16 protein-coding genes are annotated in these 22,639 nt (G+C 64.0%); 11 read left to right on the top strand and 5 right to left on the bottom strand.

What is annotated here, in order from left to right; genetic code table 11:
- The first annotated feature begins 5 nt into the window (after positions 1 to 5).
- The 5 genes from LB552_RS08300 to LB552_RS08280 all read left to right on the top strand — a co-directional run bounded on the left by LB552_RS08300 (position 6) and on the right by LB552_RS08280 (position 5,466).
- Positions 6 to 380, top strand: a complete 375-nt coding sequence (locus tag LB552_RS08300; RefSeq protein WP_224603383.1) for a hypothetical protein — start codon at positions 6 to 8, stop codon at positions 378 to 380.
- 190 nt (positions 381 to 570) lie between these two features.
- Positions 571 to 2,685 carry a bifunctional metallophosphatase/5'-nucleotidase gene (locus LB552_RS08295; RefSeq protein WP_224603717.1) on the top strand — a complete coding sequence of 705 codons (2,115 nt, stop codon included), beginning with the start codon at positions 571 to 573 and terminating at the stop codon, positions 2,683 to 2,685.
- A 145-nt stretch (positions 2,686 to 2,830) separates the two neighbouring features.
- Entirely contained in the window at positions 2,831 to 3,895 is a 1,065-nt protein-coding gene (gene hemH / locus LB552_RS08290; RefSeq protein ID WP_224603379.1) for a ferrochelatase, read from the top strand.
- A gap of 135 nt (positions 3,896 to 4,030) precedes the next feature.
- On the top strand, positions 4,031 to 4,981 hold the full coding sequence (locus LB552_RS08285; RefSeq protein ID WP_224543403.1) for an SPFH domain-containing protein: 951 nt from the start codon (positions 4,031 to 4,033) through the stop codon (positions 4,979 to 4,981).
- Between the two features lie 20 nt (positions 4,982 to 5,001).
- Positions 5,002 to 5,466, top strand: coding sequence for an NfeD family protein (locus tag LB552_RS08280; RefSeq protein ID WP_095766329.1), 465 nt, complete (start codon positions 5,002 to 5,004; stop codon positions 5,464 to 5,466).
- Between the two features lie 56 nt (positions 5,467 to 5,522).
- Here LB552_RS08280 and LB552_RS08275 read toward each other — a convergent pair whose 3' ends face one another.
- Positions 5,523 to 6,524, bottom strand: coding sequence for an SIS domain-containing protein (locus LB552_RS08275; protein WP_224603714.1), 1,002 nt, complete (start codon positions 6,522 to 6,524; stop codon positions 5,523 to 5,525).
- Between the two features lie 158 nt (positions 6,525 to 6,682).
- Here LB552_RS08275 and LB552_RS08270 point away from each other — a divergent pair, with 158 nt between their 5' ends.
- Positions 6,683 to 8,476, top strand: a complete 1,794-nt coding sequence (locus tag LB552_RS08270; protein WP_224603711.1) for an outer membrane beta-barrel protein — start codon at positions 6,683 to 6,685, stop codon at positions 8,474 to 8,476.
- A 158-nt stretch (positions 8,477 to 8,634) separates the two neighbouring features.
- Here the strand turns inward: LB552_RS08270 and galU are convergent, their stop codons facing one another.
- Complete coding sequence (gene galU / locus LB552_RS08265) at positions 8,635 to 9,540, bottom strand: UTP--glucose-1-phosphate uridylyltransferase GalU (RefSeq protein WP_224603709.1); 906 nt, start codon at positions 9,538 to 9,540, stop codon at positions 8,635 to 8,637.
- 235 nt (positions 9,541 to 9,775) lie between these two features.
- On the opposite strand from galU, the gene LB552_RS08260 reads away from it, so the two are divergent.
- The 3 genes from LB552_RS08260 (at position 9,776) to LB552_RS08250 (ending at position 12,863) form a co-directional block, all read left to right on the top strand.
- Positions 9,776 to 10,996, top strand: a complete 1,221-nt coding sequence (locus tag LB552_RS08260) for a lytic murein transglycosylase (protein WP_224543544.1) — start codon at positions 9,776 to 9,778, stop codon at positions 10,994 to 10,996.
- A gap of 112 nt (positions 10,997 to 11,108) precedes the next feature.
- On the top strand, positions 11,109 to 12,326 hold the full coding sequence (locus LB552_RS08255) for a DUF459 domain-containing protein (protein ID WP_224603707.1): 1,218 nt from the start codon (positions 11,109 to 11,111) through the stop codon (positions 12,324 to 12,326).
- 192 nt (positions 12,327 to 12,518) lie between these two features.
- Entirely contained in the window at positions 12,519 to 12,863 is a 345-nt protein-coding gene (locus LB552_RS08250; RefSeq protein ID WP_224603705.1) for an MAPEG family protein, read from the top strand.
- A 140-nt stretch (positions 12,864 to 13,003) separates the two neighbouring features.
- Here the strand turns inward: LB552_RS08250 and LB552_RS08245 are convergent, their stop codons facing one another.
- Positions 13,004 to 14,458, bottom strand: a complete 1,455-nt coding sequence (locus LB552_RS08245; protein ID WP_140842147.1) for a glutamate synthase subunit beta — start codon at positions 14,456 to 14,458, stop codon at positions 13,004 to 13,006.
- A gap of 197 nt (positions 14,459 to 14,655) precedes the next feature.
- Entirely contained in the window at positions 14,656 to 19,392 is a 4,737-nt protein-coding gene (gene gltB, locus LB552_RS08240) for a glutamate synthase large subunit (RefSeq protein ID WP_224603702.1), read from the bottom strand.
- Between the two features lie 490 nt (positions 19,393 to 19,882).
- On the opposite strand from gltB, the gene LB552_RS08235 reads away from it, so the two are divergent.
- Both LB552_RS08235 and LB552_RS08230 read left to right on the top strand, forming a co-directional pair.
- The gene (locus LB552_RS08235) at positions 19,883 to 20,932 is read left to right on the top strand and encodes a threonine aldolase family protein (protein ID WP_224603700.1); all 1,050 of its coding nucleotides are present in this window, start codon (positions 19,883 to 19,885) and stop codon (positions 20,930 to 20,932) included.
- Between the two features lie 25 nt (positions 20,933 to 20,957).
- A complete protein-coding gene (locus LB552_RS08230) occupies positions 20,958 to 21,851 on the top strand; it encodes an MBL fold metallo-hydrolase (protein WP_224603695.1) in 894 nt (297 codons plus the stop codon).
- A 10-nt stretch (positions 21,852 to 21,861) separates the two neighbouring features.
- Here the strand turns inward: LB552_RS08230 and LB552_RS08225 are convergent, their stop codons facing one another.
- Complete coding sequence (locus LB552_RS08225) at positions 21,862 to 22,614, bottom strand: sulfite exporter TauE/SafE family protein (protein WP_224603692.1); 753 nt, start codon at positions 22,612 to 22,614, stop codon at positions 21,862 to 21,864.
- Positions 22,615 to 22,639: the final 25 nt, after the last annotated feature.

The raw sequence follows: 22,639 nt of genomic DNA, 5'->3' as shown, positions 1-22,639 counted from the left end.
TCAAAATGACCATTGCGCGCAAACTGCTTTCGGCAGGCGCCGCGGCAAGCCTTCTGGCTGCGGCCGCCTGCACCACCACCGGCCCCGCGGACCAGCCTTCGATGGCGGCGCCGAAGGGCGTCGAGGGCAACTGGATCGACGCCAAGGGCACCGGCCTGTCGACCTTCGCGGCCGGCAGCTTCACCACCGTCGCCACCGACACCGGCCAGAAACTGTCGGAAGGCAGCTACACCATGACCGGAGCGACCTCGGTCGAGATCCACGGCACCTCGCTGATCCGCCAGACGCCGGTCAGCTTCAACTGCCTGATGGTCTCCATCAGCCAACTCAATTGCACCAGCGCCGCCGGCCAGAATTTCGTGCTGACGCGCCGGGCTTGAGCGTTCGCAAATCGTCAGCTGACAGGGCCGGCGGCGCAAGCCGCCGTCCTTTTTTGTGCCGGCAAACATCTCCCTGATTTGTGCTTGCATCGACCGGAACCCGATGTGAACATGACCGGAGCTGACTGTTATTTTCCAGTCAAGCGAGGGCGTTAAGCATATTCGAAGTCAGCTTATTCGGGAGACGATGATGAAGAAGATTGCCGCGATCCTAGCCCTGTCGGCCTCGGCGCTCGGCCTGTCGGCAGGCGTGTCTTTTGCCGACTACACGCTGAACATCCTGCATTTCAACGATTGGCACAGCCGCATCGAAGGCAACAACAAATACGAGTCGACCTGCTCCGCCGACGAAGAGACCAAGGGCGAATGCATCGGCGGCGCCGGCCGGCTGATCACGGCGATCGCTCAGGAGCGCAAGAAGCTCGAAGGGCAGAACCTGCTCTTGCTCAATGCCGGCGACAGCTTCCAGGGATCGCTGTTCTACATCACCTACAAGGGTGCGGCGGAAGAGGAATTCCTCAATCAGATCAAGCCCGACGCGGTAACGCTCGGCAACCACGAGTTCGACGACGGCGAGACCGCGCTGGTTCCCTATCTCGACAAGGCGAAGTTCCCGATCGTCAGCGCCAATGTCGTGCCCAACGACAAGTCCGGCGCGAAGGACAAGATCAAGCCTTCGATCGTCGTCGAGGTCGGTGGCCAGAAGATCGGCATCGTCGGCGCCGTCACCAACGACACGCCGGAACTCGCCTCGCCCGGCCCGAACATCGCCATCGCCGACGATGTCAAGTCGATCACGGCCGAGGTCGAGAAGCTCAAGGCACAAGGCATCAACAAGATCATCGCGGTCACCCATATCGGCTACAGGCGCGAGCGCGACGTCATAGCGAAAATCCCGGGTGTCGACGTGGTGGTCGGCGGCCACAGCCACACCCTTCTGTCGAACACCGATCCGAAGGCCGAGGGACCATACCCGACGATGGTCGACAACCCCGACGGTTACAAGGTGCCGGTGGTGCAGGCGGCGTCCTATTCGAAATATCTCGGCGAGTTCAAGGCCGTGTTCGACGACAACGGCGTCGTCAAGGAGGCGAGCGGCGCGCCGATCTATCTCGACAAGTCGATCACCCCCGATCCCGCCGTTCTTGCCCGCATCAAGGAGCTCGGCGCGCCGATCGAGGCGCTGAAGAACAAGGAGGTGGCCGAGACCACCAAGGCCATCGACGGCAGCCGCGAGAATTGCCGCGCGCGCGAATGCGAGATGGGCAATCTCGTCTCCGACGCCATTCTCGACCGCACCAAGGGCCAGGGCGTCGAAATCGTCATCTCGAATGGCGGCGGCCTGCGCGCCTCGATCGACCAGGGCACGGTGACTATGGGCGAGGTGCTGACCGTGCTGCCCTTCCAGAACACGCTGGCCACTTTCAAGATCTCGGGCAAGGACCTGGTTGTGGGCCTTGAAAACGGCCTCAGCCAGATCGAGGACGGCGCCGGCCGCTTCCCGCAGGTTGCCGGCATCAAATATTCCTTCGACAGATCCGTCGCGCCCAATGCCGGCCGCGTCAAATCGGTCGAGGTGATGGAGAACGGCGCCTGGACGCCGATCAGCCCGGACAAGCAGTACCTCGTCGCCACCAACAACTACGTCCGCCAGGGCGGCGACGGCTACAAGGTTTTCGCCGACAAGGCGACCGATGCCTATGACTACGGCCCCGGCCTGGAGCAGGTGGTGGCCGACTATCTCGGCGCCCACCGTCCCTATACGCCCAAGCTCGACGGCCGCATCACCGAGCTTGCGGCGGCGGCGGCCGAGCCGGCCAAGCCTGCGGAAGCGGCGAAGCCTGCCGAGACCGCCCCCGCCACCCAGGCGCCTGCGGCCGGGGCAGCAAAACCAGCCGAGACTGCGCCGGCAAACAGCGAGCCGGCGATGCCGGCTCCGCCTTCCGGTTCCAGCGACATTGCCGGCACGCCGCCGGCGGTTTCAACTGAAACCGCTCCGGCCGCGCCCACCGAGACCGCGAAACCGGCCGAAACCGCGCCCGCGGCGCCGGCCGCGGAACCGGCAAAGCCTGCCGAGGCTGCGCCGGCAACCCCTGCTCCCGCCACCGAACCCGCCAAGTCCGCTGAAGCGAAGCCGGCAGAAACCAGCCACACCATCGCCGCCGGCGATACCTATTGGGACCTGGCCAAGAAAGCCTATGGCGACGCCACCAAGTGGAAGCTCATCTCCGAAGCCAACAAGGATTATAAGCCGCGTCGCCTGCCGCTCGGCGCGACGCTGACCATCCCGCCGGCCGCGAAGTAACGCCTGGGCCGGGACTGATCGCACCCGTCCGGGCAACCGGGCGGGTGTTCCTTTTTGAGGTCCTGACGCGATAAGGTGCGGCCAGACGCAGCATTGAAAACCGGCAGGGCATCGCTAGGTTCCGCGGCGCTACCGGAGACTGTTGATGACCATTGCCAACCCCACCGATGCCAAAGCCGCAAAGGCCGTCGGCCTGCCGCCGGCGCATGCCGCGCCGGTCAGGCCGGGCAAGATCGGCATCATGCTGGTCAATCTCGGCACGCCCGACGGCACAGACTTCAGGCCGATGTGGCGCTACCTGCGCGAATTCCTCTCCGATCCGCGCGTCATCGAGCTCAACAAGGCGATCTGGTATCCGATCCTGTATGGACTGGTGCTGACGACCCGGCCGAAAAAATCCGGCGCCAACTACGCCCGTATCTGGAACCGGGAGATGAACGAGTCGCCGCTGCGCACTTTCACCCGCGCTCAAGGTCAGAAGCTGGCCGCCGCACTTACCGATCTGCCCGATGTGGTGGTCGACTGGGCGATGCGCTACGGCAATCCCTCGGCGGCAAGCGTCACTCAGAAGCTGGTCGACCAGGGCTGCGACCGCATCCTCACCTTTCCGCTCTATCCGCAATATTCGGCGACGACGACGGCGACCGCCAACGACCAGCTGTTTCGCGCGCTGATGAAGATCAGGCGCGCGCCGGCGATCCGCAGCGTGCCGCCCTATTATGACGAACCGGTCTATATCGACGCGCTTGCGCGTTCGATCGAGCAGCACCTGGCGACCCTCGACTTCGTGCCGGAGGTGGTGATCGCCTCCTATCACGGCATCCCCAAGCCCTATTCCGACAAGGGCGATCCCTACGGGACGCATTGCCTGGAGACCACGCGGCTGCTGCGGGCAAGGCTCGGCTGGGACGAGAACAAGCTCATCGCCACCTTCCAGTCGCGTTTCGGCGCGCAGGAATGGCTGCAGCCTTACACCGATGTCACCGTCGAGAAACTGGCCAAGAACGGCGTGAAATCGATCGCCATCGTCAATCCCGGTTTCTCCGTCGACTGCATCGAGACGCTGGACGAGATCGGCCGCGAGGCCGCCGAAACCTTCCATCACGCCGGCGGCGAGAATTTTGCGCACATCCCCTGCCTCAACGACAGCGCCGAGGGCATGGCGGTCATCGAAGCGCTGGCCCGGCGCGAGCTTTCCGGCTGGGTGTGACCGGTTTCACCGACAGGCTCGAAACCGGTGCGCAAAAGCCTTCGCTAACCAATATTCCCGATCACCTGATTGTAACGCTGCGGAAACACACTTAAGTGATTCCGTGAGGTCGCCGCCTTTTGAGGGAGAAACGAAATGGGCTTCAGCGGTTTCGATATTGCCATCATTGTTCTTGTCTTCCTGGTCATCATCCTTCTTTTCAAAGGCATCAAGACGGTGCCGCAAGGCTATAATTACACGGTGGAACGCTTCGGCCGGTACACCAAGACGCTGACGCCTGGCCTGAACATCATCAACCCCATCTTCGAGCGCGTCGGCGCCAAGATGAATATGATGGAGCAGGTGCTCGACGTGCCGACGCAGGAGATCATCACCCGCGACAACGCCATCGTCGGTGTCGACGGCATCGCCTTCTACCAGATCCTCAATGCCGCGCAGGCCGCTTATCAGGTGGCCGGGCTGCAGAACGCCATTCTCAACCTGACCATGACCAACATCCGTACCGTCATGGGCTCGATGGACCTCGACGAATTGCTGTCCAATCGCGACGCCATCAACGAGCGCCTGTTGCGCGTCGTCGACGAGGCGGCGCATCCGTGGGGCATCAAGATCACCCGCGTCGAGATCAAGGACATCAATCCGCCGGCCAATCTGATCGAATCTATGGGCCGCCAGATGACGGCCGAGCGCAACAAGCGCGCCCAGATCCTGGCCGCCGAAGGCCTCAAGCAGTCGCAGATCCTCGAGGCCGAGGGCCGCAGGGAAGCAGCCTTCCGCGACGCCGAGGCGCGCGAGCGCTCGGCCGAAGCGGAGGCCAAGGCGACGCAGGTCGTGTCGGAAGCCATCGCCAAGGGCGACGTGCAGGCGCTCAACTACTTCATCGCCCAGAAATATACCGAGGCGTTGACCAGGATCGGCTCGGCCACGAACAGCAAGGTGGTGCTGATGCCGCTTGAAGCCTCGTCGCTGATCGGAACGCTCGGCGGCATCGGCGAGATCGCCAAGGAAGTTTTCAGGAGTGAAGGTACGGCCGGCGCGCAGCGGCAGGCCGCACGCCCGCCGCTGGTTCGGCCGAACGAAACCTGAGATCATAGGAGGCTGCTCCCATGTTCGACCGTATCGTTTCCGAACTCGGCCCGTGGAACTGGATGGTTCTGGGCTTCGTGCTCCTGGTGATGGAGATCGTCGCGCCGGGCGTCTTCATGCTGTGGATCGGCATCGCCGCGCTCATCGTCGGCGCCGTGTCGCTGGCGATATGGGACGCCGCTTTCTGGACCTGGCAGGTGCAGGTGCTGGCGTTCCTGATCCTGTCGCTGATCTCGGCTTTCGTCGGCAAGAAACTGATGGCCGGCCGCCACGACGATGCCGACCAGCCGCTGCTCAACCGCCGCGGCGCGCAGATGGTGGGCAAGCTGGCGACGCTGGCCGAGCCGATCAAGGACGGCCGCGGCCGCATCAAGCTCGGCGACACGCTGTGGCGCGTTTCCGGTCCTGACCTCCCTGCCGGCACGCAAGTGCGCGTTGTCGGCGCCGCCGACACCGACCTGGAGCTGACGGTCGAGGCGGCTTGAACCGAGACAGGTATCGGACGGGCTGAAACTAAGGCAATTCCTGGAAAAGTGCGTGGCTAGGCTGCGCCAATGCGCAGCAGGTCGTGGAAGTGAACTACGCCCACCGGCATTTTGTCTTTGGTCACGACCAGCGCGCCGATATTGTGCTCGTTGAGCATGGCGATCGCCGTGCCCGCCAGCGTCTGCGGATCGATCGTCTTGGGCGTGCGGGTCATGACCTCATCGACGGTCACGTCGGCCAGATTGCGATGCAGATTGCGTGCAACGTCGCCGTCGGTCACGATCCCGACCAGTTTGCCGCTCGTATCGACGATGCAGACGCACCCGACTTTCTTCTGCGACAGCGTCATCACCGCTTCCGGCATCTTGGTGCCGAGCAGGGCGAGCGGCACCTGATCGCCGGTCCGCATGATCTCCGACACCAGGGTCAGGTTGGCGCCAAGCTGCCCGCCGGGGTGCAAGGTTCGGAAGTGATCCGGCGTGAAGCCCCGCGCTTCGAGCAGAGCGATGGCCAACGCGTCGCCCAGTACGAGTTGGAGAAGCGTCGATGTCGTCGGAGCCAGCCCGTGCGGACAAGCCTCGGGCACGACCGGCAGCAGCAAGACCACATCGGCCGCACGCGCCAGCGCCGAGCTCTCGCCGGAAGTAATGGCGATCAGCGGGATGGAAAAACGCCTCGAATAGGCGACGATGCCCATCAATTCCTTGCTTTCGCCCGACCACGACATGGCGATGATGGCGTCGTCCTTGGCGATCATGCCGAGATCGCCGTGATTGGCCTCGGCGGGATGGACGAAAAAGGCTGGCGTGCCGGTCGAGGCAAGCGTCGCGGCGATCTTGGCGCCGATATGGCCGCTCTTGCCGACGCCGGTGACGATGACGCGGCCCTCGATCCGCGAGATCAGGTCGATCGCGGCGGCAAAAGGCTCGGTCAGCCCGTTTGCGAGCGCGGCGGCCAGGGCCGCCACGCCGGTCTGCTCCGTCGCAACCGTTCTCAGCGCCGATTCGATCGCGGCCTGCCTGTCCGGCTGCTTTCTTTCTGGGGACCCCGCATGCATGGCGCAAGCGATTAGCGCTTTGCCGCGCCCCTGTCCAACGGAATTGCCTTCAACCTCCGATTGGGGGCCCAGAGGCGGCTCTCTCAACCCTCCGTTAACCATCCGCATTTACGGTTCGGTAAGTATGGCGCAACCGCGCCGCGCAAGCAGTGGTGACGATGTCCGGGGGCCAGCCTGAAACGAAAATCGGTCGAAGCGGCCTTGCCGTTGCAGCACTGCTGCTGACGGCAAGCGCGCTTGCCATGCTGCATCCCGCCCCGGCATTCTCGCAGGAAACCGAGCTGCGCGGCGAGGTCTCCGAATCGGCCATACTCGCCGACCAGCAGCGCAAGGCCAGGCAGTTGCGGGCGCGGGGATCGCAGGGTCAGACCCCGCCCGCCGCCGCTGCCGTCCAGGACACGGCATCGACGACCTATCAGCCGTCAAGCCCCGGCGCCGTTCCCGATGACGATCAGACGGCGGGCGCGACGGACAGCATCTTCGATCAGCCGCAGGCAACGGACGATCCATTGGCCGACACGAGGGCTCCGGTAAAACCCCGCCGACCTTCGACGGCAAAGCAGCGTGCTCAGGACGCCAAGGCCGGCGCCAAAACCGCCGACAAGAAAAAGGCCAAGAAGAAAACCGGCGAAGCGACGGACAGCACGACCACCGCCGCGACCGCCGGCACAGGCAACCGGACCGACGCCACCGCCACCGACGACAATGACGGCAGCAACCGCCGTGCCGTCACCATCGACAGCGTCGACAAGCAGAAGCTGGACCCCGGTCAGGAGCGCACCGCCTCCATAGAAGGCCTGAAAGTCAAGCCGGAGGAGGATCCCTTCGCCGCGCCGGGCATCAAGGTCGGCACCTTTCTCTTCCGGCCGACGCTCGAGCAGGGCTTCACCGCGACCTCCAATGCCGATTCCAGCAGCACCGGCAAATCGGCGGTTCTGTCCGAGACGGCGCTGCGCTTCACCGCGACCTCCGACTGGCGCGAGAATTCGGCTTTGATTACCGGCTACGGCCAGTTCCGCAACACCGTCTCTGGCCAGAAGATCAACGACGCGCAGGGCCGTATCGAGGGCCAGCTCAACGTCGACCTCGACAACGAGCTGCGCGCCATCGCCAAGCTGGGCTATGAAGCCGCGCCAGAATCGGCCTCCTCGCCGGATGCGATCGCCGGTGTCACCCAACAGCCGCTGCGCCAGACCGTCGACGGCAGCCTCGGTCTCGAAAAGAGTGTCGGCAAGATGCGCTACGCGCTGACCGGCGCGGTCTCGCATGATTTCTACGGCGATGCCGAACTCTCCGACGGCACCACCGTTTCGCAGAAGGATCGCGACTCCACGCTCTACACCGCGACCTTGCGCACCGGCTACGAGATTTCGCCGGCGCTGACGCCGTTCACGGAAGTCGAGGCCGGGCGGCGCCTCTATGACCTGCGCGTCGACACCGACGGCTTTGAGCGATCCTCGACCAGGCTTGGCGCGCGCGCCGGGCTCGAGCTCGACATGGGCGAGAAGCTATCCGGCGAATTTTCCGTCGGCTGGCTGCGCGAGGCGATCGACGACAACCGCCTTCCGGCCGTAGCGGGTCCGAGCATCGATGCCGACCTCAAATGGTCGCCCGAGCGCGGCACCACTATAGGCCTGACCGGCAAGACCAGGGTCGAAACAACCACGACGGCTAATGAGAGCGGCGATATCCTCTACTCCGGCCGTCTGACCGGCGAGCGCCAGATCCGCGCCAATCTGACGGCGAACTCGGCGCTCGGCCTCGACTGGCGCGATTACACCGGCTCCGACGGCCACGATTTGATCCTGAGCGCCGAGGCCGGACTGACCTGGTGGCTGAACCGCTATGCCGGGGTCACCACCAGGGTAAGGACGGAGAAGCTGACCAGCAACCTGCCTGGCCGCGACTATACGACCAACAGTGTCTATCTCGGCCTGAAGGTCCAGCGCTGAAGGGCAGCAACCGCCAAGCCTATGCCGAGATTCAGGTCAGGCCGAGTCGAGAACGGTGGGTTCCGAGAACCGGAGCGGAGCGTACTCAAAGTACGTGAGCACCGGAAGTGCAGGAAACTGCCGTTCGCAGACCGGCCTCACCTGAATATCAGCATAGGCTAAGACGCGGCGCCGCGCCGCTCTACCGGCCGCACCTCGTCCAGCAGCGTGCGGATGACGCCGGCCATGCTTCCGTTCATGTCGCTACGCCAGAGCGCGAAGGCGACATTGGCCTCGACGAAACCTTCCGGCGAGCCGCAATCGAACGTGCGCCCCTTGTAGTGATAGCCGTAGAAGGGCTGCTCTTTCTCCAGCTTCAGCATCGCGTCGGTCAGCTGAATCTCGTTGCCGGCGCCACGCTCCTGGCTCTCCAGGATGCCGAAGATTTCCGGCTGCAGGATGTAGCGGCCGTTGATGTAAAGATTGGAGGGCGCGGTCCCCTGTTTCGGCTTCTCCACCATGCCGGTGATGCGGAAGCCGTGATGCGCGTCCTCGCCGCGGCCGACGATGCCGTACTTATGCGCTTCCGCCGGATCGCATTCCTGCACGGCGACGATATTGTTGCCTGTCTCGGCATAGAGTTCGACCATACTCTTCGTGCAGCTCTTTTCCGACTGCATGATCATGTCCGGCAAAAGCAAGGCGAACGGCTCCTCGCCGACCAGCTCGCGGGCGCACCAGACGGCGTGGCCAAGGCCCATCGGCACCTGCTGGCGCGTGAAGCTCGTCTGTCCCGGCGCCGGCTGAAGCCGCTGCAGGCGGGCGAGCTGATCGTCCTTGCCGCGCTGGGCAAGCGTGTCATACAGCTCGAACTGTACGTCGAAATGGTCCTCGATGACCGCCTTGTTGCGTCCGGTCACGAAGATGAAATGCTCGATGCCGGCCTCACGTGCCTCATCGACCACATATTGGATGACCGGCCGGTCGACGACGGTGAGCATTTCCTTCGGGATGGCCTTGGTGGCCGGAAGAAACCGCGTGCCGAGGCCGGCGACCGGGAAAACTGCCTTGCGAACGCGCTTCATGCTGACACCCCCTGCGTTTCAGCCAATTATCCGCTCGGCGGCACGCTCCGCAATCCCCCAAACATTTCCCGACGGAAATCATTTTCACGCCGGAATGTTGGATTAAGGGCGAGCAGTGAACGTGAGAACTAAAAGCCGCGACACCTCTTTTCGTTCCCCGCGGGACCTATGGTAAACCAAATGCTAACCCGGTTCGGCGTTGAATGATCTTCCTGATTTGACGAAGGAGGAAATGATGTCCGTTCGCAACACCGCGAGGCGCCTGACGGCACTGGCGACGGCCGCCGGCCTCACGCTGGCCTTGCTGATGCCCGCCGGACCCGCTTTCGCCGATGCCGGATTCCGCCAGTGGGTCTCGGATTTCCGCGCAACCGCGGTGGCGGGCGGCGTTTCGGGGGCGGTCTACGATCAGTCCATGAGAGGCATCGAGCCCGACCCGGTCGTGCTGGAAAAGGCCCGCACCCAGCCGGAATTCACCGCGCCCGCCTGGGACTATTTCGACAACCGCGTGCACGACCAGGCAGTCGCCAACGGCCAGGCGATGGCGAAGAAATGGAGGCCGTGGCTCGATCGCATCGAGGCGCGGTTCGGTGTCGACCGCAACATCCTTTTGGCCATCTGGTCGATGGAATCGAACTATGGCGAGACGCTCAAGCGCGACGACATCATGCGCAACGTCGTCCGCTCGCTGGCGACGCTTGCCTATGGCGATCCGAAGCGGTCGAAATATGCCCGCACCCAATTGATCGCGGCCTTGAAGATCCTGCAGACCGGCGACATCGATGAAAGCCATCTGATGGGCTCCTGGGCAGGCGCGATGGGCCAGACCCAATTCATCCCGACCAGCTACCAGCGCTATGCGGTCGACATGGACGGCAATGGCAAGCGCGACATCTGGAGTTCGATCCCCGACGCGCTGGCGACCTCCGCCAATCTGCTCAAGAAGAACGGCTGGCAGGCCGGCAAGACCTGGGGCTATGAGGTCTCCATACCGGCAGGCAAATTGCCCGGCGGCGCAAAGACGATCGCCCAATGGCAGGCGCTCGGCGTCGTCAGGGCCAGCGGCAAGCCGTTCAAGAACCTGACCGACAAGGCGACGTTGAAAGTGCCGGACGGCCGGGGTGGACCCGCCTTCCTGATGATCAGGAATTTCTCCGTCATCAAGGCCTACAACAACGCCGACAAATACGCTTTGGCCGTGGGCCTTCTGGCCGACGAGATCGCCGGCGGCACCGGCCTGGTGCAGGACTGGCAGCGGCCTTTCACCAAGCTCAGCTTCGAGGAACGGCAGGAACTGCAGAAGCGGCTTTCAGATCACGGCTACTATGACGGCAAGTTCGACGGCAAGATCGGCGACGGCTCGAAAGCCGCCATCATGGCCTACCAGGCCAAGGTCGGCTTGAACCAGGATGGCTATCCGAGCCTGGAAGTGCTCAAATGGCTCCGCAAGCAGTAAAGCCTGGGGAAGCGCCAGCATCCTCTCAAAGACGGCAAGGATGCTGTAGCGCTTCGGCTTGCGCATGACTTTCCCACGTCTTCCGGTCATGCGCCAAGGGATGGAGAGGTGTTTGGTTTCGGTTGCGCGTATCAGGCAGGGCATTCGCCGGGCGCCGATCCTGATTCTCGCCCTGGCCGTGCTCGTCGTCACTGCCGCGGGCGCCTTCCACGCACCGGCATTCGCGCAGGAGGAAAGCCGCGGCTGGTCGTTGCGTGACCTTCTGTTCCCGCGCCGCAGCGAACGCGTCGAGCCACCGTTCGAAATCCAGAAATCAAGGCCGAAACCGAAGAAGAAATCCAAGCCGCGCCCGCCGGCCGAGCCGGAAACGCCGATCGTCGAGAAGACGAACGATGCCCGTGTCGTGCTGGTGGTCGGCGATTTTCTGGCGGGCGGGCTGGCCGAGGGCCTGGACACCGCCTTTGCCGACAATCCCGCCGTCAGGATTGTCGCCCGCGCCAACGGGTCGTCGGGCTTCGTTCGCGACGATTTCTATAACTGGCCGGTCGAGATCAAGTCGCTGATCGAGACCGAGAAGCCGTCGGCCGTGATCGTCATGCTGGGCTCCAATGACCGCCAGCAGATGCGGGTCGGCGAAGTGCGCGAGCAGCCGCGCTCGGAGAACTGGACCAAGGAATACGAGCGCCGCGCCGATGCGCTCGGCAAGGCCATCCAGGACACCAAGGTGCCGTTCCTGTGGGTCGGCATGCCGGCTTTCGGTATGTCGAAGATGAACTCGGACATGCTCGCCTTCAACGACATCTACCATTCGGTCGCCGAAAAGCATGGCGGCGAATTCGTCGACGTCTGGGACGGCTTCGTCGACGAGAACGGCGCTTTCGTCACCTCCGGCCCGGACATCAACGGCCAGCCTGTTCGCCTGCGTTCCGATGACGGCATCAACGTCACCAAGGCCGGCAAGCGCAAGCTCGCCTTCTATACGGAAAAGCCGCTGGCGAAGATTCTGGGCCTGGCAGCGCCCGGAAGCGTCACGACCGTGTCGGCGCCGGCCGGCGCTCCGGTCGAGGCGCCGAAGCCGGCCGCGGCGCCCGTCATCGTCGACCGCACCGCGCCGATGCTGCTCGGCGACCCGGCGCTCGACGGCGGCACCGAGCTGCTCGGTGCCGCGCAGCCGGCCAGGGCCGATCCGAACCTGCCAGGCGAAAAACTGATCGTCGAAGGCAAGGCGCCCGCCGCCTCGCCCGGCCGCGCCGACGATTTTTCGTGGCCGCCGAAGACGCAGCCGGCGACAGCAGCCGTCGAGTCGGACTCCACGCCCGCCAGCCCTTAATCGACGTCCATCGGATTCGTCGGGATATCCGTTAAGGAGATCACCCTTAGATCGTCCTGCGCGAAAGCGATTTCACGCCAGGCCGAACAATGGCATTGTTCTATTCGGCTGGGATTACAGGGGCGAATATATCGGCGACGGGCTATGCCTTGCTTGGCTTCCTAACTTGGAACCCTCCTCCTGCTTGTATGGATGGAGATCCTGCGCACCCATCTTGTGGTGCGTGGGCGCATCCCGGCAAATGGCTTCACGCCGGATAACGCAGGTCTTTCGCCCTTTTTGCAGCGGCTTGCGCGAGCCCACGCCAATTGCATTGAGGGACTCCCGATATTCGGGGGCCTCATGGGCGTGGCCATGATGACTTCGCGGACGGGGATCACCGACCCACTTGCATACTGGTTTATCGCCGCGCGGCTAATCCAGTCGGCCATTCATCTGGCGTCGACAAGTCCAAACGCGGTCAAGGCTCGATTTTCCGCGTTCGCGGTCCAGATGGCCATCGGCCTCTACTGGGCGGCAAAGTTGCTGGCCGGTTAGGCGCTTCAAGAAGCTAGAGCATGATCCCGAGAAAGTGGGAACCGGTTTTCGGATAAAGATCATGCTCCAACAAAGAGTTAGACCGTGACGGCGATTCAACGAAACGCCATCAGGGTCTAACGGCTGAGTGCTTTGAAGCCTTACCGCGGCAGCACCGTCGATCCCATCAGCGCCTCGTCGATCGAGCGCGCCGCCTGGCGGCCCTCACGGATCGCCCACACCACCAGCGACTGGCCGCGGCGCACGTCGCCCGCCGCATAGAGCTTGTCGACGCTGGTCCTGTAGTCGCGATCGTTGGCCTCGACATTGTTCGAGCGGCGGCTGTCGGTGACGACTTTGATCTTGCCGTCGAGCTCCTTCATCAGGCTGTCGCCCGCCGGACCGGCGAAGCCGATGGCGATGAAGGCGAGATCGGCACGGATGACGAACTCGCTGCCGGCGATCGGCTTGCGCTTGTCGTCGACCTCGCAGCAGCGAACACCGGTCAGCTGGCCTTCCTCGCCGATGAACTCGAGCGTCGCCACCTGGAATTCGCGCTCGGCGCCCTCGGCCTGCGAGGAGGACGTGCGCATTTTCGTCGCCCAGTAGGGCCAGACGGCAAGCTTGTCTTCCTTCTCCGGCGGCTGCGGGCGGATGTCGAGCTGCGTCACGCGCACCGCGCCCTGGCGGAAGGCGGTGCCGATGCAGTCGGACGCGGTGTCGCCGCCGCCGACGACCACGACATGCTGGCCACCGGCAATGATCGGGTGCGAGGGCCAGGCCACCGACTGGATCGGCTCGCCGCCGACGCGACGGTTCTGCTGCACCAGATAGGGCATGGCGTCATATACGCCGCTGAGATCGCTGCCCGGAATGCCGGCCGGACGCGGCGTCTCCGAACCGCCGCAATAGAGCACAGCGTCGAATTCCCCGAGCAGATCGGCCGCTTTGATGTCGACGCCGACATTGACGCCGCAATGGAAGGTCACCCCCTCGCCCTGCATCTGCTCGATGCGCCGGTCGATATAGTGCTTCTCGATCTTGAAGTCCGGTATGCCGTAGCGCATCAGCCCGCCGGGGCGGCTTTCGCGCTCATAGACATGCACGTCATGACCGGCGCGGCCGAGCTGCTGCGCCGCTGCCATGCCGGCCGGGCCTGAGCCGATGACGGCAACGCGCTTGCCGGTCTTCCTTTCCGGCGGATAGGGCCGGATGTGGCCGGTCTCATAGGCCTTGTCGGCGATCGCCTGCTCGACCGTCTTGATGGCGACCGGAATGTCCTCGAGGTTCAGCGTGCAGGCTTCCTCGCAAGGCGCGGGGCAGATGCGGCCGGTGAACTCCGGGAAATTGTTGGTCGAGTGCAGGTTGCGGATCGCGCTGTCCCAGTCGCCATTGTAGACGAGGTCGTTCCAGTCCGGGATCTGATTATGGATCGGGCAGCCGGTCGGCCCGTGGCAGAACGGAATGCCGCAATCCATGCAACGCGCGGCCTGTTTCTCAACCTCCTTGTCAGACATCGGCAGCGTGAATTCGCGGAAATGCCGGATGCGGTCGGAGGCCGGCTGGTACTTGTGCACCTGCCGGTCGATCTCGAGAAAGCCTGTTACCTTGCCCATAGTCCAGTCCCTGCTGTCCGAAGGCACGCTTTTGCAGCGCACCCGTTAACCCCATAAGGCTGCCATGGCAACCGCGACCTGTTGGAGCATGACCTTCGCCGAAAACCCGTTCCCATTTGTCGGGATCATGCTCTGGAGGTCAGGATTGTTGGTGAGGAGGCCGGCCGGAAAGTCATCTTCCCGGCCGTGCCCGAAACCTATTCCGCCGCCACGCTCATGCGCATGCGTTCCATCTCGATCAGTGCGCGGCGATATTCCACCGGCATGATTTTCCGGAATTTCGGCCTAAAATTCTGCCAGTCGTCGAGGATCTCGCGGCCGCGCACCGAACCGGTGAAATGCACGTGGTTCGAGATCAGCTGGTAAAGCCGCTCCTCGTCATGGCTGGTCATGTCGCCGGAGACGTCGACGCGGCCCTTGTGGTCGAGGTCGCCGCCGTGATGGAGCAGCTTCTCCATCAGGTCGTCCTCTTCCGGGACAGGCTCGAGCTCGACCATCGCCATATTGCAGCGCTCGGCGAAATCGCCCTTCTCGTCCAGCACATAGGCGACGCCGCCCGACATCCCGGCCGCGAAGTTGCGCCCGGTCTTGCCGAGCACGACGACGATGCCGCCGGTCATGTATTCGCAGCCGTGGTCGCCGACGCCCTCGACGACGGCCGCCACGCCGGAATTGCGCACGGCGAAACGCTCACCGGCGACGCCGGCGAAATAGGCCTCGCCTTCGGTGGCGCCGTAGAGCACCGTGTTGCCGACGATGATCGAGTCCGCCGCGACGATCTTGGCCTCTTGCGGCGGGCGGATGACGATGCGGCCGCCCGACAGGCCCTTGCCGACATAGTCGTTGCCGGCGCCGACCAGCTCGAAGGAGACGCCGCGCGCCAGGAAGGCGGCGAAGGACTGGCCGGCGGTGCCGGTCAGCTTCACCTTGATCGTGTCCTCGCGCAGGCCCTTGTGCTTGAAACGCTTGGCGACTTCACCCGACAGCATGGCGCCGACAGATCGGTCGACATTGCGGATCGGCAGCTCGATGGTGACCGGCTGCTTGGCGTCCAGCGCCGGCTTCGCCAGCTCGATCAGCTTGCGGTCGAGCACGTCGTCGATCGGATGCTTCTGCCGCTCGGTCCAGTGCAGCGCCTCGTGCGGCGCGTCCGGCTTGAAGAACATCTTCGAGAAGTCGAGCCCGCGCGCCTTCCAGTGCTGGATGACGTCGCGCTTTTCCAGGAGATCGGTGTCGCCGATGATCTGGTCGATATGGGTGAAGCCCATCTCGGCAAGCAGCCCCCGCACCTCTTCCGCCACATAGAAGAAGAAGTTGATGACGTGCTCGGGCGTGCCCTTGAAGCGCTTGCGCAGCACCGGGTCCTGCGTCGCCACGCCGACCGGGCAGGTGTTGAGGTGGCACTTGCGCATCATGATGCAGCCGGCCGCGATCAGCGGCGCGGTCGAGAAGCCGAACTCGTCGGCGCCGAGCAGCGCGCCGATGATGACGTCGCGCCCGGTGCGCAAGCCGCCATCGACCTGCAGCGCGACGCGCGAGCGCAAGCCGTTGAGCACCAGCGTCTGATGCGTTTCGGCAAGGCCCATTTCCCACGGGCTGCCGGCATGCTTGAGCGAGGTCAGCGGCGAAGCGCCGGTACCGCCGTCATAACCGGAGATGGTGATGTGGTCGGCGCGCGCCTTGGCGACGCCCGCCGCGACCGTGCCGACGCCGACCTCCGACACCAGCTTGACCGAGACATCGGCCGCCGGATTGACGTTCTTCAGATCGTAGATCAGCTGCGCCAGATCCTCGATCGAATAGATGTCGTGATGCGGCGGCGGCGAGATCAGGCCGACGCCGGGCGTCGAGTGCCTGACCTTGGCGATGGTCGCGTCGACCTTGTGTCCGGGCAGCTGGCCGCCCTCGCCGGGCTTGGCACCCTGTGCCACCTTGATCTGCATGACATCGGAATTGACCAGATATTCCGCCGTGACGCCGAAGCGGCCCGACGCGACCTGCTTGATCGCCGACCGTTCCGGGTTCTTGCCGCCGCCGGGCAGCGGCAGATAGCGGTCGGCCTCTTCGCCGCCCTCGCCGGTGTTGGACTTGCCGCCGATGGCGTTCATGGCGCGCGCCAGCGTGGTGTGCGCTTCCCTGGAGATCGAGCCGAACGACATCGCCCCGGTCGAGAAGCGCTTGACGATCTCGGCCGCCGGCATGACGTCCTCGATCGCGACCTTCTTGCGGCCGGTCTCTTCCGCTGTTCTGATCTTGAACAGGCCGCGAATGGTCTGGGCGCGCGCGGTCGCGCTGTCGATCTGCGCCGAATACTCCTTGAACGTATCCCAGGAGCCCTGCCGCACGGCGTGCTGCAGGCTGGCGACGGCATCGGGCGACCACATATGCGCCTCGCCGCGCATGCGGAACATGTATTCGCCGCCGACCTCGAGATTGTTGCGCAGCACCGGATCGCTGCCGAAGGCATCGCTGTGGCGGCTAAGCGTCTCGGTGGCGATCTCGTCCAGGCCGACGCCTTCGATCAGCGTCGCCGTGCCGGTGAAATACTTCTCGACGAAGTCTGACTTCAGCCCGATAGCGTCGAAGATCTGCGCGCCGCAATAGGACTGGTAGGTCGAGATGCCCATCTTGGACATCACCTTGAGGATGCCCTTGCCGATCGACTTGATGTAGCGCGAGACCACCTCGTATTCGTCGACCTCTTCCGGCAGCTCGCCACGCTTGTGCATGTCGAGCAGCGTGTCGAAGGCGAGATAGGGATTGATCGCCTCGGCGCCGTAGCCTGCCAGGCAGCAGAAATGATGCACCTCGCGCGGCTCGCCGGATTCCACCACGAGGCCGACCGCGGTGCGCAGGCCCTTGCGGATCAGGTGATGGTGCACGGCCGCCGTCGCCAGCAGCGAGGGAATGGCGATGCGGTCCGGGCCGACCTGGCGGTCAGACAGGATGATGATGTTGTAGCCGCCGGCGACCGCCGCCTCCGCGCGCTCGCAGAGCCGGTCGATGGCGCCTTGCATGCCGGCGGCGCCCTCGTTCGAGCCATAGGTGATGTCGATCGTCTTGGTGTCGAAACGGTCCTCGGTGTGGCCGATCGAGCGGATCTTTTCCAGATCGCCATTGGTCAGGATCGGCTGGCGCACCTCGAGCCGCTTGCGGCGCGACGTGCCGACGAGATCGAAGATGTTGGGCCGCGGCCCGATGAACGATACCAGGCTCATCACCAGCTCCTCGCGGATCGGGTCGATCGGCGGGTTGGTGACCTGGGCGAAGTTCTGCTTGAAATAGGTGTAGAGCAGCTTCGACTTGTCCGACATCGCCGAGATCGGCGTGTCGGTGCCCATCGAGCCGACGGCTTCCTGGCCGGTGGTGGCCATCGGCGCCATCAAAAGCTTGGTGTCTTCCTGCGTGTAGCCGAAGGACTGCTGGCGATCGAGCAGGCTGACATCCTTGCGCAGCGCGCGCGGCTCGACCGGCTTCAGATCTTCCAGGATCAGCTGCGTGTTGGCGAGCCAGGTCTTGTAGGGGTGCCTGGTCGCGATCTCCGACTTGATCTCCTCGTCGGAGACGATGCGGCCCTTGGCGAGATCGATGAGCAGCATGCGGCCGGGCTGCAGCCGCCACTTCTGCACGATCTTTTCCTCCGGCACCGGCAGCGCGCCGGCCTCCGACGCCATGATGACGCGGTCGTCGTCGGTGACGATATAGCGCGCCGGGCGCAGGCCGTTGCGGTCGAGCGTGGCGCCGATCTGGCGGCCGTCGGTGAACACCACCGCCGCAGGCCCGTCCCACGGCTCCATCAGCGCCGCATGGTACTCGTAGAAAGCCTTGCGGTCGGCATCCATGAGCTTGTTGCCGGCCCAGGCTTCCGGAATCAGCATCATCATGGCGTGGGTGAGCGAGTAGCCGCCCTGGAACAGGAACTCGAGCGCGTTGTCGAAGCACGCCGTGTCCGATTGGCCTTCATAGGAGATCGGCCAGAGCTTCGAGATGTTGTTGCCGAACAATTCGGAATCGACCGAGGCCTGGCGCGCCGCCATCCAATTGTTGTTGCCGCGCACGGTGTTGATCTCGCCGTTATGCGCGACCATGCGATAGGGATGCGCCAGCTTCCACGACGGGAAGGTGTTGGTCGAGAAACGCTGGTGGACGAGGATCAGCGCCGTCTCGAAACGTGGATCCTTGAGGTCCTTGTAATAGGCGCCGACCTGATAGGCCAGGAACATGCCCTTGTAGACGATGGTGCGCGCCGACAGCGACACGCAATAGGCGCCGACATCCTTGTTGTCGTTCTCGGCATAGATGCGGCCCGAGATCACCTTGCGCAGCAGATAAAGCCGCGCCTCATACTCCTCGTCGTCCGGGATGTCGGCCGTACGGCCGATGAACACCTGCCGATGGAAGGGCTCCGACGCCACGATATCCGGCGCCTTCGACAGCGATGAATTGTCGACCGGCACGTCGCGGAAGCCGATGAGCGGCAGCCCTTCCGACTGCGCGGATTCGGCGATGATCTCTTCGATATGGGCGCGCAGCGCCGCGTCCTGCGGCATGAACCAGTGGCCGACGCCATATTGGCCGGCCGGCGGCAGTTCGACGCCCACGACCGCCATTTCCTCGCGGAAGAAAGCGTCCGGGATCTGCACCAGCACGCCGGCGCCGTCGCCGACCAGCGGATCGGCGCCGACGGCGCCGCGATGGGTGAGGTTTTCCAGCATCGCCAGGCCGTCCTCGACGATCCCGTGCGATTTCACGCCCTTCATATTGGCGATGAAGCCGACGCCGCAGGCGTCGTGCTCGTTGCGCGGATCATAGAGGCCCTGCGCGGTCATGCCGTTGGCGGTTCGCAGCCCTTTGGTCAGGACGGTATTTTTAACGGCTGCCGCTTTCGTCTGCGCGGCCTGGCCGTTGATCGCAGATGGCGTCAGTTCCGTCATCGTCCTATCCTCCGTTCTCCACCTTGGCCCCGATTGTCTCAGGACGCTGGTTTGCCTTGGGAAGCATGATGCTTCCCCTTCATGTTGCTGCACGTCTCGCGAAATCCACCGAACCAAACGGCTATACGCCCGGTTCGCATCCGGTATCGTACAGGCCAGAGCCGGGCCGTCTACCCGCCGCTCGCGACAATGGCCGGAATGGCAGCGATGATACGCCAGTCCGGCCTGTTTTGTGCGACAAAATAAGACAGCACTACTGTCCTAAATTTTTTATGGCAGAAATCAAACAGCCGCACAAGACCGATTCACAAAAAACTTGGGCGTGCCACGACATAAAATTTCGCGAAAGGCGCCGGAAACGCAAGCTTTGGTCCAGGCATTTTGGCGTCGATTGCTGGCTTCACCGCTTTGCCCACGATTGGCCCTTGCGCTTCGACTGCCGAAGCGGTCAAGTCCCGCCGCTTTCGCCAATCACGATACGGATTTCTCGATGTTCTTTGCATCCGACAACTGGGCCGGCGTCCACCCCGACATTTCGGCCAATCTGTCGCGCCATGCCGCCGGCACCGCTGTCGCTTATGGCGACGGCGATCTGGACCGCGCCGTCTATCGCCGCTTCAGCGAGATCTTCGATCGTGAGGTGCAGGTCTTCTTCGCTGCGACCGGGACCGCGGCCAACGCGCTTTCGATGGCGGCGTTGAACCGCATAGGCGGCATCGCGCTCTGCCATTCCGAGGCGCATATGAATGTCGACGAATTCGGCGCGATGGGTTTCTATACCGGCGGCGCGCGCATGGCGCCGGTGCCGGGACCGCTGGGGCGCATGAATCCGGAGGCTCTCGACCGGGCCATCAAGCGCTATTCGCAGGATCTGGCTCCCGCCGGCCAGCCGATGGCGGTCACCGTCACCCAGGCGACCGAGGTCGGCACGGTCTACAGCGTCGACGATGTCAAGGCGATCGCCGAGGTCAGCCGCCGCCATAAGCTGCCTCTGCACATGGACGGCGCGCGCTTCGCCAATGCGATTGCGGCGACCGGCGTCAGCCCGGCCGAAATGACCTGGAAGAGCGGCGTCGATCTTATCTCCTTCGGCGGCACCAAGAATGGCTGCTGGATGGCCGATGCGGTCGTGGTTCTCAATCCGGATGCCGGCAAGGATCTGCGCCTGCTGCGCCAGCGCGCCGGACAGACTTTTTCCAAGGCCCGCTTCATCTCGGCCCAGTTCGAGGCCTATTTCACCGACGATCTGTGGTTGAGGATGGCAGGCCACGCCAATGCGATGGCCGCGCATCTGGCCGAGACGATCGAGGATGCGCCGGCCGGCAGGCTCGCCTGGCTGCCGCAGGCCAACGAAGTGTTCGCCATCCTCAGCCGTGAGACCGCCGACAAGCTGCAGGCGGCCGGCGCCAAATTCTACGAATGGGGCGTTCCGCAGGGTTTTGACGGCCATCTCGGCGACAAGGAAGCGATCTACCGCTTCGTCGCCAGCTTCGCCACCACGACGCAAGAGATCGACCGTCTCGGCCAGTTGCTTGGCTGAGCTTGCGGCACTCGGGAGCAGCCAGATGACCAAGCCGCCTCTCGGCTCGACGATGCGGCTGGTCCGTCCGGCGCCGAACGTGCTGGGCTTCTATGACGGCCGCATCGAAGGCGTTCGCATCTGGTCGCACGAGCCGAACTGGCTTGACGACGGCGCTTACACGCTTGGCATCTGCACCTATGCGATCGTCGACGGCTCGCAGGCGCTTGTCTATGATACGCACATATCCCTGCCCCATGCCCGCTTCGTCCGGAAAACCCTCCAAGAGATGGGTGTGACCTCGATGCGCGTCGTGCTCAGCCACTGGCATGACGATCATATCGCCGGCAACGAGGTGTTTGAGGATTGCGAGATCATCGCCAACCGCCTCACCGCCTTGGCGCTCGAACGCGGCCGGGCCGACATCGAGGGCGGTAATCCGCCGATCAAGCCGCTCGTGCTGCCCAACAGGGTTTTCGACAACAGCCTCAGCCTGACGGTCGGGGCGGTCCCCATCGAACTGCGCCAGGTCGAGATCCACAGCCATGACGGCACGGTGCTGCTGATGCCCGACGCCGGCCTGCTTTTGGCAGGCGACACGCTGGAAGACTCCGTCACCTATGTGTCGGAGCCGGAGCGCCTGAGCGAGCATCTGGTCGACCTTGGGCGCATGTCCAGTTGGCAGTTCGATCGAATTCTGCCCAACCACGGTTCCTTTGAGGCGATCGAAGCCGGCGGCTATGACAGAAGCTTCATCGACGCCACCGAGGCTTACGTCCGAAAGCTGCTTGCTTGCCGGCAAGACCCCGACCTAGCCAAGCAGGATCTGCGGACCTTCGGCGCCGAGATTTTCGCCACCACGGTGGCCGAGTATTTCGCGCCATACGAAGCCGTTCACCGGCGGAATGTCGAAGCCGTTCTTGCGGCAAATAATAAGTAGGCCCCTGCAGCTAGGCCACAAAGGGCCGCAGCAACAACTCGACGCCGAGCAGGACCAGAAAAATCAGGAACCAGCGGCGAAAAGTTGCCGGGCTGATCTTCCGGCGCAGGATTTGCCCCAGCCACATGCCGAGCAGGGCCGGCAGCACGGCAAGCGAGGACATCGCCAGATGTCCCGCCTCGAAGACGCCATGCGAGGCAAGGCCCAGCGCCAGGGCGATCGTCGACACCGTGAAGGAAAGACCGAGCGCCTGGATCAGATCGTCCCGGCTCAAGCCCAGCGCCTGGATGTAAGGCACGGCAGGCACCACGAAGACCCCGGTGCCGCCCGTGACCAGGCCGGTGAGGAGACCCACGGCCGGCGACGACCAGCGCTCGCTTTTCTCGGGAACGACAGGCTGCCGCGCGAGCAGGCTATAGGCGGCATAGACGATCAATGCGGCGCCGAGGCCGGCGGTCGTCCATTTGACATTGTCGCTGGCGAGCAGCCGCGAGCCGGCGATCGTGCCGATCAGAATGCCCGCCATCATCAGCCAAAGCCGGCGCAGGACCGCCGAAAAACTCGGGCCGGCGAAAAGCTGCCAGACATTGCTGACGAAGGACGGCACGATCAGCAGCGACGCCGCGGTCACCGGCGGCAGGATGGTGCCAAGCAATCCCATGGCCAGCGTCGGCAGGCCCATGCCGGTGACGCCTTTGACGATACCGGCGAGCAGGAAAGTGATTGTAACGGTGAGTGTCAGCAGCAGGGAAAAATCGGACATCGCCCTTCATGATCCGCCGCTGCAT

The organism is Mesorhizobium sp. CA7 (assembly GCF_020165015.1).
Classification (GTDB): domain Bacteria; phylum Pseudomonadota; class Alphaproteobacteria; order Rhizobiales; family Rhizobiaceae; genus Mesorhizobium.
Note: the sequence above shows the minus strand (reverse complement) of the source record. Positions and strands in the feature narration are given on the sequence as shown.

Bases quoted from the DNA above. Each gene is read 5' to 3' on its own strand.
- LB552_RS08300 (WP_224603383.1), top strand. From the start codon at position 6: ATGACCATTGCGCGCAAACTGCTTTCGGCAGGCGCCGCGGCAAGCCTT.
- LB552_RS08295 (WP_224603717.1), top strand. From the start codon at position 571: ATGAAGAAGATTGCCGCGATCCTAGCCCTGTCGGCCTCGGCGCTCGGC.
- hemH (WP_224603379.1), top strand. From the start codon at position 2,831: ATGACCATTGCCAACCCCACCGATGCCAAAGCCGCAAAGGCCGTCGGC.
- LB552_RS08285 (WP_224543403.1), top strand. From the start codon at position 4,031: ATGGGCTTCAGCGGTTTCGATATTGCCATCATTGTTCTTGTCTTCCTG.
- LB552_RS08280 (WP_095766329.1), top strand. From the start codon at position 5,002: ATGTTCGACCGTATCGTTTCCGAACTCGGCCCGTGGAACTGGATGGTT.
- LB552_RS08275 (WP_224603714.1), bottom strand. From the start codon at position 6,524: ATGCATGCGGGGTCCCCAGAAAGAAAGCAGCCGGACAGGCAGGCCGCG.
- LB552_RS08270 (WP_224603711.1), top strand. From the start codon at position 6,683: ATGTCCGGGGGCCAGCCTGAAACGAAAATCGGTCGAAGCGGCCTTGCC.
- galU (WP_224603709.1), bottom strand. From the start codon at position 9,540: ATGAAGCGCGTTCGCAAGGCAGTTTTCCCGGTCGCCGGCCTCGGCACG.
- LB552_RS08260 (WP_224543544.1), top strand. From the start codon at position 9,776: ATGTCCGTTCGCAACACCGCGAGGCGCCTGACGGCACTGGCGACGGCC.
- LB552_RS08250 (WP_224603705.1), top strand. From the start codon at position 12,519: ATGGAGATCCTGCGCACCCATCTTGTGGTGCGTGGGCGCATCCCGGCA.
- LB552_RS08245 (WP_140842147.1), bottom strand. From the start codon at position 14,458: ATGGGCAAGGTAACAGGCTTTCTCGAGATCGACCGGCAGGTGCACAAG.
- gltB (WP_224603702.1), bottom strand. From the start codon at position 19,392: ATGACGGAACTGACGCCATCTGCGATCAACGGCCAGGCCGCGCAGACG.
- LB552_RS08235 (WP_224603700.1), top strand. From the start codon at position 19,883: ATGTTCTTTGCATCCGACAACTGGGCCGGCGTCCACCCCGACATTTCG.
- LB552_RS08230 (WP_224603695.1), top strand. From the start codon at position 20,958: ATGACCAAGCCGCCTCTCGGCTCGACGATGCGGCTGGTCCGTCCGGCG.
- LB552_RS08225 (WP_224603692.1), bottom strand. From the start codon at position 22,614: ATGTCCGATTTTTCCCTGCTGCTGACACTCACCGTTACAATCACTTTC.